Annotated in this window: 7 protein-coding genes; 6 read left to right on the top strand and 1 reads right to left on the bottom strand. The window is 55.0% G+C overall.

The window, feature by feature from the left end:
• Window positions 1–192: 192 nt before the first annotated feature.
• On the bottom strand, window positions 193–1,446 hold the full coding sequence (locus AC2FIS_RS13985; protein WP_496773951.1) for a hypothetical protein: 1,254 nt from the start codon (window positions 1,444–1,446) through the stop codon (window positions 193–195).
• A 623-nt stretch (window positions 1,447–2,069) separates the two neighbouring features.
• On the opposite strand from AC2FIS_RS13985, the gene AC2FIS_RS13980 reads away from it, so the two are divergent.
• The 6 genes from AC2FIS_RS13980 to AC2FIS_RS13955 are packed head-to-tail and all read left to right on the top strand — an operon-like array spanning window position 2,070 to window position 13,174.
• Window positions 2,070–2,882 carry a tetratricopeptide repeat protein gene (locus AC2FIS_RS13980; RefSeq protein WP_496773950.1) on the top strand — a complete coding sequence of 271 codons (813 nt, stop codon included), beginning with the start codon at window positions 2,070–2,072 and terminating at the stop codon, window positions 2,880–2,882.
• Window positions 2,883–2,931: 49 nt separating this feature from the next.
• On the top strand, window positions 2,932–3,297 hold the full coding sequence (locus AC2FIS_RS13975; protein WP_496773949.1) for a hypothetical protein: 366 nt from the start codon (window positions 2,932–2,934) through the stop codon (window positions 3,295–3,297).
• A gap of 26 nt (window positions 3,298–3,323) precedes the next feature.
• On the top strand, window positions 3,324–3,815 hold the full coding sequence (locus tag AC2FIS_RS13970; RefSeq protein ID WP_496773948.1) for an invasion associated locus B family protein: 492 nt from the start codon (window positions 3,324–3,326) through the stop codon (window positions 3,813–3,815).
• Window positions 3,815–5,539: a ShlB/FhaC/HecB family hemolysin secretion/activation protein gene (locus AC2FIS_RS13965; protein ID WP_496773947.1), complete on the top strand. Its 1,725-nt coding sequence runs from the start codon at window positions 3,815–3,817 to the stop codon at window positions 5,537–5,539. The genes AC2FIS_RS13970 and AC2FIS_RS13965 overlap by 1 nt, the downstream gene beginning before the upstream one ends.
• A gap of 40 nt (window positions 5,540–5,579) precedes the next feature.
• Window positions 5,580–12,848, top strand: coding sequence for a two-partner secretion domain-containing protein (locus tag AC2FIS_RS13960; protein ID WP_496773946.1), 7,269 nt, complete (start codon window positions 5,580–5,582; stop codon window positions 12,846–12,848).
• Complete coding sequence (locus AC2FIS_RS13955; protein WP_496773945.1) at window positions 12,845–13,174, top strand: DUF7716 domain-containing protein; 330 nt, start codon at window positions 12,845–12,847, stop codon at window positions 13,172–13,174. Before AC2FIS_RS13960 ends, AC2FIS_RS13955 begins: the two co-directional genes overlap by 4 nt.
• Window positions 13,175–13,208: the final 34 nt, after the last annotated feature.

The raw sequence follows: 13,208 nt of genomic DNA, 5'->3' as shown, positions 1-13,208 counted from the left end.
GGCTCATTCCCGCCCTTCTCTGTACGTTGAACTAAGTTCCGACTCGGCCACGCAGGGAATTCCGGCTGCCAAGAAGGAAGAGCTGTAGTTGGCGTATAACTGTTAGTGGAAGACTCAGCATAGTTCTTCCACTCAACGTCCAAAAAAATGGGCTGGAGGCGTTCCAGCCCGCTAGAATTTGGTCAACTGAAGTTAGTGCTGAACGCCGGTTAGGGTCGCCAAACTGTAATTTTCCACAGTGCGGAATTTTCGTACCCAACGTCGAGCGTAAGCTGGCGTTTCTTGGAGCTTGCCAATTTTGATCAGATTTTCAATCGTTTCAGTATTGCAGCCGAGCTTTTTGCCCGCCCGAAGCAATGTAGTTCTGCCAGCTTCGAGTTTCGTGAAGACCGCCTGCACCATCTTCGGACAAACCAAATGATCGGATAGCAACGTTTTCCCTTTCTTTGGGTTTGTGACGGGAAGGTCATGCTTGATCACGTTCGCCAGCACTTGCCACGTCGCGCACTTGGCACGTTTGGCGGTATCTTGAAACGAAACCCATCTCTCGATGCCCTCGGTGTAAATGTAGGGTTGCCAATTTGTGGTGACCGACTTTGCAAAACGCCAAATTTCCTCACTGTGATAGGCTGGGACGGCCCTCTGATGCTGAAAATGGCGGCCAATCAAGCCATACTTGGTGAGGTCATCCAGAACCGCGCGGGTCACTCCCAATTTCGTAGCAGTTCGTTTGGCACCATAGACACGCCGTAACTCAAAGGCGACCTCTGCAGCAACGCTCTCTGGAATCTGGCGGACAAGCTCGAAATGACCGCTGATGTTCCTACGCACATAGCCACGTTTCAAAAGTGCGTGCCCTGTTTGTGCTAGATTGAGCCGTTTTTCTTTGGCAACGGTTTGCAGGCTGTGAAGCCGACGCTTGGGGTTTTCGACGCCAAGGACCTGCAAGCCTTTCGTGATTGGGTACGTTTCGAAAATGAAGTCCCGCACTAGGTTTCGGATTGGGTTGAATGCACAGCCGTCGTCTCGGTGCCGGAGCCAGTTAAAGAAAACACCAAACCACGAGCGATACATGGAGTTATCGTTTGGTCGCCTGTTTTCCAATTCTTCGAGCTTTTCTACCATCGTCTCAGGTCCGCGTTTCAGGTAACCGTAGCCGATGTGACCAGCTTTCAACCAATCTTCGGGCGTTGCATCCTGCCACCGGAAGTCCGAGCCTTTCAGAAGCAATAACTCAAAATACTCTGCAGTCTGGGTGGCAACGTGAAAAGGTGGTTGGTCAATCCAACGGTCTGCTTTGTCGCCTCGAATCCTCTCTCGAATGTATGTTTCTAGCCGTAAATCACCTGTGGAAACGAGCTGCGGCTCAGTCGGTTTGTATCCAATCCCAAGGTGAGCGATGTCGAAGTGGTCTTTGTTCGAAGGTGCCGGCGGGAGATCAACCATATTCGTGGGCAATTGCTTGATAGGCTCGAAGAACTGACCAAAGACAAGACTTTGTTGGAAGGAATAGGGCCCATTTTGCGGCGGGCAGACTAGATCGGAGAGGTCGATCCTGATTTTGACATGAAAGCTTACTTGGACGAGATGTGGGACGAAGTTTGAAAGCTGGCAAGTTGGTCCCAAGAATTTATGCTTCCTTATGAAAAACTATATCTTCCAGCCAAGTCATTCTCCGAGCGACATGCGCTACAGGCATCCAGTAGGCGTTTTTGTCCCGTTGGAAACTCGAGCGCGAACTTCTACTGTATTTCTGCTGGTCGATAACCGCATCATACTGCCGAAGTAACATTTTCGGAAACCGATTCGTCGTTTAGAAGCTCTGAAGCTGGATCACCTGTCTCCCGGGTCAGTTCGGTAACGTTAAAAAGCTCAGACATTTTGTTTTCATGGATGCAAATGTGGCGGCAAACTGGCCATGCACCTCTCCAATCGACGCGACTTGCCATATTGCAGCCACAGACCAAAGGCGCATAACTTTTTAGTGAAGTCCGATCTAATTTTCCCCCTTAACGTGTGCTGTGACTTTTGTTAGCGAGAAGATAGCAAAATAAACAAAAGGTTACGGAATGCCTATTTTGAAGACCGCTTTTGGTGGAGCAGTTTCCGCATCTATTGCGTGTGCTGCATTTGCTGACGTTCCCGCGGGCGTAGCTGCCCTTGAAGCTGGTAATGTTTCAAGCGCGGTCGAAGAATTTCAGGCCGGATTTGACGACGGTGACGCGGATGGCGCGTTCTACATCGGGCGCTTGTTTGAGATGGGTTTGGGCACCGAACAAGACATGCGCCGCGCTGTCGAGCTCTATAGCGCTGCCGCTGACCAGGGGAGCGCTTTGGCTCAGAACAGGCTTGGCTTGATGTACCTGAATGGCGAATTGGTTCTTCAGGATTATCGGCGCGCCGCGGAATTGATTTGTGCGGCAGCTGAGTCAGGAGAGGCCAACAGCGTATTCAACTGCGGGTTGCTGTTTGCAGATGGGCAAGGCGTTGATCAGGATACGGTCAGAGCGGTGACCTATTGGCAGCAAGCCGCAGAGCAAAATCACGTGGCAGCGATCAACTATCTAGGCCAGGCCTATCGCGATGGCGCAGGTGTTGACCAGGATTCCGAGGCCGCCTTTGAGAATTTCTCGCGCACCGGAGGAGCTGGCAACCCTTTGGGGCTCTTAGAGCTAGCCAAAGCCTATCAATCTGGAAACGGCGTGGATCAGGATCTCGTCAAAGCGCATGGCTATGCCAACCTGGCCTCCGCACGGGGCATGGACGAGGCTCGCGTTCTGCGAGCTGCACTGAACGCACAGCTGAATCGCGAAGATCTGGCGGCAGCACAGAGTTTTGCTCGCGAATGGGAAGCAATGCCGCTGGATCAGGCTGCGCAGTAGCGCGCTTTCAGGCTTTGAGTTCTTGTCGGTTCAGATTGGTTTAGCTGTTATGAAACCCCCCCTTTTTTTCACGATTTCTGTTCTGTGTCTCCTGATCGGTTGCACAAATACTTCGACTGAGCGCCTGAAAGAGATCTACGGCGTCTCTCCGTCGAGCGACGGCGGCTATACGGTCTCCATAGAAGTGCGCGCAAACCATGCCGATCAGCAGGATAAGTTCAGCCAGAACGCATTCAACGAGATTTGTGCGGGACTCGCGACCATCACCACCCGAACCGTGTCGGAACCATTCAACAAGCAGACCACATACACACAGAAGACGTGGAATGCTGCTGCCCGGCAATTGGTCCAGACGGCGAGCTTCCCCGTAAACACGCCGCATGTTCGCATAACCTACAGGTTTGAATGCGCATGAGGAGCGGATCTCTATACCGGCTGGCCATGAGTATAGGTCTCGCCCTCTTCCAGTCGACGGCTTTGGCACAAGTGGCTGAGCCGCAGTCTACGAAAGAGGTGTTTTCGGACTGGCGCGTTCTATGCCAACCCGCAGCTGAGAGTACGTTCTGCCAGATGGTGCAAAGCGTCGCGGCTGAGGAGAACGGCCCACCTGTATTCCTGATGAGTGTATTCGAGGCAGAAGGCGCAGGTCAGAGCTACGCGGTTATGACGGTTCCGGTTGGTGTCTACTTGGCTCCGGGGGTTGAGCTGCATGTGGACAACCGCCAACCCTTCAAGGTTCTGTACGAAGTCTGCGACCAGCTTGGCTGCCACGCTGGATTTCAGATTAACGGGAATGTCCTGTCGGCCTTCCGCAAGGGGCTGGAGGTAAAGGCCCGGGTTTGGACGGCGCGCGACAAGGCTGTTGATTTCCCGGTTTCCCTTCAGGGCTTCACCGCTGCCTATAGGAATCTCAGTGCAGAGGGCGGAAACTGATGAGTCTACGGTCTCTTATCCTGCCCGCGACAACCGCTGTTGGATTGTCATTAATATCAGCGCCGAGCGCCTTGGCACAAGGCATCTTGCCGGACGAATTGCGGAGCATCGGCAACGATATCCAACAACAACAAGCCCAGCAAACGGAAGAACAGGAACGTCGTCGCCGGGAATTTGAAGAACGCGAAGACGCGGCACAGGATCAAACCGCTGGAGCTGAACTCTATGTTCCTCCTCCGGGTGGTCCCTGTTTCGAAATTCGCAGCATAGACCTCGAAGGGTTTGAGGCTTTCAAGCGTAAGCCTGAAGGATACCGAGATCTGATCGGCACCTGTGCGACCGCAGCTGACATCGCCCAGACACTGAACCTGATCAACACGTTCTATCAGGAGCTGGGTTTCATCACGACTCGTGCCTATGTGCCACAACAGGATGTGGCAGATGGGTCACTGGCAATCAGTATCGTACCGGGCCGCATCGAAGGCTATGTTTATGGAACCGGTAAACTAGCGGATGCACGTCTGAATACTGCTTTTCCGACTGAACGTGGTGATCTGCTAAACCTGCGGGATCTGGAGCAAGGGCTCGAGAATATCAACGCACCACGGTCAGCAAGTGGGCAGTTCCAGCTGGTGCCCGGAGAGACGCCGGGAGGATCCTTCATACAGGTCGATGTACAGGACCGCCGTCCCTGGTATCTGGATTTCCAGTTCGACAATTCCGGCTTTGAATCTACCGGTCGGGTCAAAGGCACCAGCACCTTTGGTCTCGACAACGGGTTAAACCTCAATGACCAGTTGAGGATTGGGATCACCACTACGCCGTTTGAGGATCGCGGGGAGCGCTACTCGGATTCTGTTTCTGTCAACTGGGGCCTGCCGGTGGGCAACTGGCTGTTCAATGCGGACCTCGGAGCCAGCGACTATCGGTTCATCACCGAAGGCATCAATCAATCCTTCGTCACAGAGGGGCGCAGCCAATACCTGATCCTATTGGCTGAGCGCCTGTTGGTGCGGAACCAGACCTCAAAGGTTTACGCCTACGGGGATCTGAAGCTGAACAGAACCAAAACCTCGATCAATGGTATCGACATCACCAGCCAACGACAGCGTCTGACAGTGGCCTCGCTGGGTCTTCGAGGCGAAAAGACGCTAGGACAGGGTCGGCTGTTCTGGAACATTGGCGTGAAAGCAGGCTTGGATGCTTTGGGGGCTGATATCCCAGAGCGCAGTGTGATCGATCAGGAGTTTCGCTTGGTGAAACTCCGCGCAGATTTTTCTGTTCCAATTGGAAAAAGCGGGCTCACCTACCGGAGTACACTCGCTGGTCAGTACTCTGACGATGTGTTGCCGGGGATCGACCAGTTCGGCATCGGTGGGTGGAGTACAGTTCGGGGATTTCATGACGAGAGCCTTTTTGGCGACACCGGGGTTTATTTGCGCAACACTGTCGAATGGAGTGCGTACAAAGCGCCAAAGCTCGAAGTGCGCATGAACGCGGGTCTGGATTTTGGGTATGTCAAACCGTCGGCCTTGCGCCGTTGGTCCCAGGATCATTTGGCCGGGATCAGCCTGGGTGCCGATGTCATCATGAACAATCAGGTCACATTGCAAATGCAGGTGGCGCATGCGCTGAGCCGGCCAGAGGACTCTCTGTTCAATACCAACCCTGCATTCCGTTCCGACAAGACCGTTGGGTATGTCAGCCTGAGGTTGTCGTTCTGATGAAGTTATTCGCCGTACATAGTTTTGGGAGTTTGTAACCATGCGTAGACGTGTTTTTGAGAAAGTCATTTCTTCGACTCTCGCGCTGGCTCTCACGATACAACCAGCTCTGCTTCATGCGCAGAACATTCAGCCTGTGAACCCGAATACAAGTCCGCGCCCACATGTGGACCAGTCGCTGATCGGCACCACCGTCATCAACATCTCGACACCAAATGGTGCGGGCGTCAGTCACGATGTCTACACCAACTTTCAGGCTAATGACCTGATCCTGAACAACTCAACCACGCTCACGGATACACAGCTTGGCGGTGTCATTGAAGGCAATGGCAACCTGACACCGGGGCAAGAGGCCGATCTTTGGATTGGGGAGGTTGTCGGAGGCAATCAGACCCAGTTGAACGGTATTCTGGAAGTGGCAGGGCCACAAATGGATGTGGTGGTCGCCAACGAGTTTGGCATAATGTGTGATGGCTGTGGCTTCATCAATACTGGCCGCGCAACGCTGACGACAGGCAAGCCGCAGTTTGCTGGCAATGGCGCGTTGACGGGCTTCGATGTGCGTCGCGGTACGGTCACAATCGGCACCGGAGGTTTGAACGCTGAGAATCGAATAGGTTTGACCGACACTAGCCGCGTGGACGTGATTGCGCGAGCGGCTGCGATCTACGGGAAGATGCGCGCGGATCAGCTCAACATTGTCGCCGGTGCCAATCAGGTCGACTATAACTGGTCCTACGACCCGGAAACCGGAGCAGTGACCGGGGTCACTGAGCAGGCCGGAGAAGGTGCAGCCCCGGCACTGGCCGTGGATGTTGCAGCCCTTGGCGGCATGTACGCCAATGCGATCCGTTTGATTGCCACCGAGAACGGCGTGGGTGTGCGTCTGAACGGGGACATGGCGTCCTCGACCAATATTGCGCTGCGCGCGGATGGGCAACTGACGCTGGGTGCGCCGCCGAATGGCCAAACGCCCCAGGTTCGTGCTGGTGGACGCGTCCAAGTCCGTAACCAGGGACCAATCGTTCTGGAAGGTGCGATTACCTCCGAGAGTGGTGATCTGATCGATATCAGAACCAGCAATGGCGACCTGATCTTCAACGGTCAGGCGGCGGGTGGTTCGATCCGTCTGGAAAGCGCGGGGATGCTGAACATCTCCGGCGCAATTGTCGCGCGTGAGGCCTTTGCGGCTGCATCAACTGGCAACTCGGTGGTACTGGACAGCGGTTCAGAGGTCTTTGCACGGTCCATTGATGTTGATGCGCTGATGCAACTGGCCTTCGATGGAAAGGCTGCTGCCCTTGAGGCGGCTTCGCTGACGGCCGGAGCCGAGGTTGCAACAGGTGCCAGTTCTGAACTGGTTGCGGAATCTGTGGCGCTCACCGGGGGTGACGCTCGGATTGAAGGTCAGGCGCAAGCACTTGAAAACCTGACCATTGAGGCGACAGGTGGGAGTGTCCACCACTCGGGCACGTCCCGTGGGCAAACTGTCACAATAACCGGCAATGAAGTTCAAGCAGGCGACGGATCGCAGATCGCCGCAGTGGGTGATTTGAGCGTTACTGCCAGACAACAGGCAAATATCAGCGGAGAACTTGTCGCCGGAGAGGAGCTGACGCTCAAATCCGCCGGGGCTGGGGTCGCTGTTGAAACGGGTGCCGAGATCCTGGCTGGATCCCTGGATATTGAGGCACAGACGCGTCTTGCCTTTGATGGCAAGGCTGCCGCCCTTGAGACGGCGTCGCTGACAGCCGGAGCCGAGCTTGCCGCGGGAGCGGATTCGGCGCTCCTGGCCGACAACGTAGTGCTAACCGGGGGAACCGCGCAGTTATCTGGTGAACTTCGAGCCGTTGATGGGTTGACGATTGAGGCAACGGATGGCGCGGTTGAGCATAGTGGTGTGTCTCGTGGGCAGAACGTTTCAATAACTGGCGACACCATTGAGACTGGCGATATGTCGCAGATCGCTGCGGTGGATGACCTGACTGTGACGGCAGCGGATCAGGTCCAAATTGATGGCGAGTTGGCCGCAGGGGCGGAGCTTGCATTCACATCGACAGGAGCGTCGGTCACAATCGAGGATGGTACTGAACTGGTGGCGGACACGCTCGACGTAGACGCCCAGGCACAAATTGCTCTCAACGGGCGGGCTGCGGTTCAGAATCAGGTCGCTCTCACGGCCGGAGCCGGACTTGCAACCGGAGACACATCCGAGCTTGTGGCCGGATCAATCACTCTCTCCGGCGCAACCGCACTGATCGCCGGGCAAGCCGAGGCACAGGATAGTGCTTCCATCGAAGCACGTGATGGCACACTGGAACATTTGGGCAGATCCCGCGGGCAGTCCGTCACCCTGTCCGGCGACCGTGTGCAAACCGGAGACAGCTCGCAAATTGCAGCCATTGCAGATGTGCAGGTAACAGCAACGGATCGGGCGGTAATTGATGGCACCATGATTGTAGGTCAACAGGCCGATCTTTCCGTGACATCCGGAGACCTTGATCTTCAAGGGCAGATAAACGCCCGCAACACCAATATTACAGTCTCCGGACAGACCAGCCTTGGCGCAGAGGCGCTGGCGGTGGGGCAGTCTGTGCTGGAATTGCAGTCGGGCGCGCTGGCCGGTGGCCTAGACGCGTGGGTTTTCAATCAGCTGCGCGCGGGCGATGGTCTTTCGGTCACGTTGGAAACCGGTGGGCTTACTGTCGCCGTATCAGAACGCGTTGAGTTCGATGGAGATCTTTTGCTTGATCTCGGTGGAGACCTGGAGAACCGAGGCGCGATCAAGGCGAGTGGAAATCTTCAACTGCGCAGTAGGTCTGATTTGAACAACCGCGGTGGTTTGTTGAAATCCGGCGAGACAATGCAACTAGTAGCCCGTGATGGTACGGTGCTGAACCAGTCCGGGCGTATTGAAGCAGATGGTGGTCTGGGCATCGAGGCCGAAACTTTCGTCAACCGTTACGATGGATTGCTGATTGAGCCTTCACTGCCCGGTGTTGAAGTTTTCGCAGGCACTCCGGACAACAAGACACTTACCGAAAATCTCTTCATTGATCCGGCTGATCTGAAACTATCCAGCTGTAGTCAAAGCCGCCAGAACAACTCTGGTGCAGTGTTAGGGGGAAGTTGTGCGACGATCTTCGATTTCAACGGAGTCAGATCAAACACCGGCGGCGTGACGTGGAGCTCCGGCAGCACAGTCACAACATCCGGCCCCGAGCCGGAACTCCTTTCTGGTGCTGGTATTGTCATCCAAGCGGACACGGTCATCAACGATGCAGGGCTTATCTCTGCGGTAGCTGGGATGGAAATTGAAAGTGACCGCTTTGAGAACAGGGCCTATGAGGACGACAAAGTTACTCATACAGCCACGTACACACGCCAGGAAACGGTCGAGGAGAACTTAGGCGGAGACAATGGCTGCGGGTGCCTGACACGCAGGACGGAGACTGTTGTTTATTCTCCGGTGGATCGGGCAGAGGCGGATGGCGCAAACGCAGCAACAGGTACGATTCTGGCGGGTGGAGCCGTCAACATCAGCAGCGCGACAGCGGTTACGAATGGCGATATCCGATCCGGAGCCACAAGTGTCATTTCTCCTAGAGAAAACTCCAACGTAAGCAAGGCGCCTCTACCCGATCTGATCGTCCCGGCCGCATCCCTGGCACCAGTGCAACCGGATGTTCTGGACCTGCCTGCACTGGCTCCGGTTCAACCGGATGTGGTGAACCTGCCATCTCTCGACGCGGTGCAGCCCGAACTTCAAACACTGGCAAGCCTGGATGTGTTGATTGGCGAGGGTCGCACTAATTTCGGAACAACGCCGGTTTCCCACGAGGACCTGCTCTCTTCCGACTATTTCCTGGATCGTTTGCAGATTCAGAATGAGCTGTTCCAGAACATCAACCGGCCCACCGAATGGAACGGATATCAAAGCGACGGCGTAAGCTTTGACGGTGGCAACGCTGTCCAAACACCCGGCTCAGAGTTCATCGGGTTTGGCGACCGGTTCGGCCTGTCCGAAAGCGGAGTGTTGGCATCGTTGGATAAGGCCAATGCATCTGAAAGTGGTGATCTGAAGATTACTGCCGGCAGCATCACGGGTTCTGGTGGGTTGCTGATTGCAGAAGGCGGCTCCCTGTCCCTGACGTCGTTCGGCAACATTGATTTTGAAGACACCGAACTTGGTGGCGACCTGGTCAATATCATCACAGGCGGAGATTTCTCCGGTAAAGCTCTGGTGATCAGATCGGCTTCTGACACATCAATTTTTGCTGCTGGAAGCGTCACCATCGAAGGTCTGGCGCAAACAGAAGAATATTACACCAACACAAGCGTCACCAAGATCAACGAGAATCTTGCCTCGCGCTTTGACGTGGGTGGTGACCTGTCGATCATCTCCTCTGCTGACATGACACTGGCCGGTGTTCAGGCGCAGGTCACAGGGGACACGCGGTTGACGGCGGGTGGCAGCCTCTACCTGCTCGCCGAGCAATCTGGCGTGCAATACAGTGAGGGCGATGCGAAGAACGGGACGGATCGCCTGACCCTGACTGCCCAGGTTACGCAACTGTCTACAGGTGCGGACTTCATCGCCAACGCGGGCGGAGACGCGGTACTGGTCGGTACACAGATTGATGCAGGCGGAAAAGCACATCTGGCAGCGGCCGGCGATGTAGTTCTGGCTGCGGCGCAAGACATAGCTAAATCTGAAACCCGTAAAACCAGTAGAGGGTTCCTGTCGAAGAAGAAGGAGACGCGATCTACGCTTGCCGTCACCAATCGGGGCGTCGGGATCACAGCAGGTGGCGACATCGAAGTTATCGCCGAGACAGGTGACCTGACCACGGCCGGGACGGAATTCGCCAGCGCCTCCGGTGACATCAACCTCACTGCGACCGAGGGCAACATACTCGTCGGGACCTACACCGATGTGTTTGAAGAGACGCATACCAAAGAGAAGAGTTACCTTGGTGGGCTGCTGAGCAAATCCAGCCAGTTGCACACGGTCGATCACATCAACACCGGCACAGATGCGTTGGCAGCGCTCGATCTCAGCATCGTGTCCGGCTCAGACACCACTTTGGTCGGCGCAACGCTGTCAGCTGGCCAGAACCTGAACATCACAACCGGGGGTGATTTCTCGGTACGGGCCGCAATCGACAGCCACCGCTCAGAGTTCTTCGAGACCGACATGGGTCTGGTCACCATGACCACGATCACCGAGACCAGCTTTACGGAAGCGGCCGTTCTGACCGAATTGCTCGCCGGACAAGGCATGAACTTCGACATCGGTGGCGATGCTGAGTTGGTGGTGTATCAAACCGCAGGTGTTGATGCGCCCAACCCGCAAGATCTCCACCCTGAGGAGCTTCTGGCCATCGACGGGTTGGAACTGATCAGCCAGGAACTGGCGGATGAGTATTTCTATGAAGAGAAAACTCAGCTCTCGCCCGCGTTCAAAGCGTTGGTGTCAATTGTGGTGGCGGCGTATGTTGCACCGGCACTTGTCGGTGAATTGCTTCCACAACTAGCAACAGCGGCAAGCGCACAAAGTGCCACGGCACTTACGACGGGTCTTTACAACGGCACGACTGCCTTCACCTCAACGGCACTTGTCGAAACGCTGGATGGCGTCGTCGCCGGAGATCTCGATCTGGACGCGATCCTGGAAGCCGCCGCGTTCTCCGGTGTATCTGCTGGTCTGACCTCGGGCATCAACCTGAACATCCCTGAAAGCAGCTCCCTAAATGATGCGTTGATCAGTGGTCTTGGTAATCCGCAAGGTCCACAACTCACTGTGGCAGGTATTCTGGAAGGAGCCTTGGACGGCTCAATTTCCTCCGGTCTGAGTTCAGCCGTCTATGGAACTGACTTCGCTGATGGTTTCTCAGCAAGCCTTGTACAGACAGTCACCAACCTGGCGCTGGCAGATGCTCAGTTTGAGATCGGTGGGTTGTTCACCGACGAAAACGGTATCCCCATCAACGGTGGGGAAGGCTCGGCCGGCCATATGTTGTTGCATGCTTTGGCAGGATGTGCCGCAGCCGAAGCGTCCGGTGCGGACTGTAAATCAGGAGCGGCAGCCGGAATTGCGGCCAGTGTCTATTCCGGTATCGCCGGGAATAGTTCCCTCAGCATTGAAGAACAGAATCGATTGGCTTCTGTCGTTGGCGCCGTTGCCGGATATCTGGTTTCAGGCGGAGAAGCGGATAACGTCAGTACAGGATCATTCGTTGGTCAATCTGCAATCCTCAACAACTACCTGAAGCATACAGATCTGGCGAATTTGCAAGCCGCTCTTGAAGCATGCCATGCTCAGGATGGCGGATGCTCAAAGGCAGATCAGCTCGATATTGCAGCTCATTTTGCCAATGTTGGTCTTCAGAATGACCGAGAGCTTGCAAACACGTGCTTTACCAACGAGTGCCTTGAGCGCTTCATGGCCGAAGCCGCCAAATATAACGAAGTGCTTACGGCGCTGCGCGATGAAAGCCCAATTGCTGCTGACCAACTGGCTGTTTCGGGTGCGCTGTTTGTATCTGGTCCTGCGCAGCAGCAACTCTATCAGAACATAGACTTCCTGAACGGCTATGAGGACTACCAAGAAACCCGCTGCGGAGGCGTGTCCGATGGTGCTTGCGCCGAAGCCTATACTGAGGCTTACGCTGACTACCTAGACGATGTCGAAACAGTTGAGGCGACGAAGCAGTTTTTAGCGGTGGTAACCGGTGCTGTGGCGCTCGGCCCCTCTGTCTGTGCGGCTACTCCTAGAACGTGCGTTGCGCTAGGTGTTTCTGACGTGATTGAATGCGCCTCTGGCAACATCACATCGTGCTCTCCTGGGCCAAACCTTCAGGGTACTGGTATAAAGGTAAATGGCAGCGCACCAAATAGAACATCAATCGAGACATCCAGCGGTGCGATTGTTCGCCCAGCGGATAGTCCGAACTATTCTGTAGCCACTGAGGTAAGGTTGCCTTCAAACGCGTATCCAGGGGTTTCACGTAGGCGTCATAATCAGATTTCCAACCAGGCTCTGCACGAATCTTTTGAAGCAGACGCTACATTTGCTGCTCGAATGGAAAGCTTGTATCCGGGTATTGTTGATGGTGTTAGGCCCGGGCCAAGGGGAGCTTTCCCAGATGGTCGACCTACACCTGATGTTACATGGCACCATGGGACGGAACCAGGTCAGATGCAGCTAATTCCAAGAGATCATCATATTGCGCCCGGCCCGGTGCAGGATGCGTTGCATCCTGGCCCAAATCGAGGTGGCGGTTTTGCAGATTGGGGAACAGAATGATTGAGACTACTTTAGGAGAAATCTTAAGCGATATTGATTATTTCCCATGGAGAAACTGGGTTTTCGTGCGGGATGTAATATGCGTCTCTTCTGCGTCGTCTTGCTTGGTGGTTGACACCACCGATGCAGAAACCGGTTCTGATGGGTTTACTCCACTTGAAGTTGAAAAACGAGAGATGGCAGAATTCTTGTCGATCCAGGATTTGAAGGACGTCATTGAAGTCTTGGAGCGTTCAAACCGGGATGCACCGATAGAGTTGAAATGTGCTGCCGCAGCATACTACTTTGAGCATGACGCGTTCATGCCACCTAGTAACGCCGTATGACGTTTCTGCGTCATATCATCTGCCTCGTAGCCGC

It is taken from the genome of Ruegeria sp. CDSB113, assembly GCF_059611045.1.
This window is presented reverse-complemented; position numbering and strand designations above follow the sequence as displayed.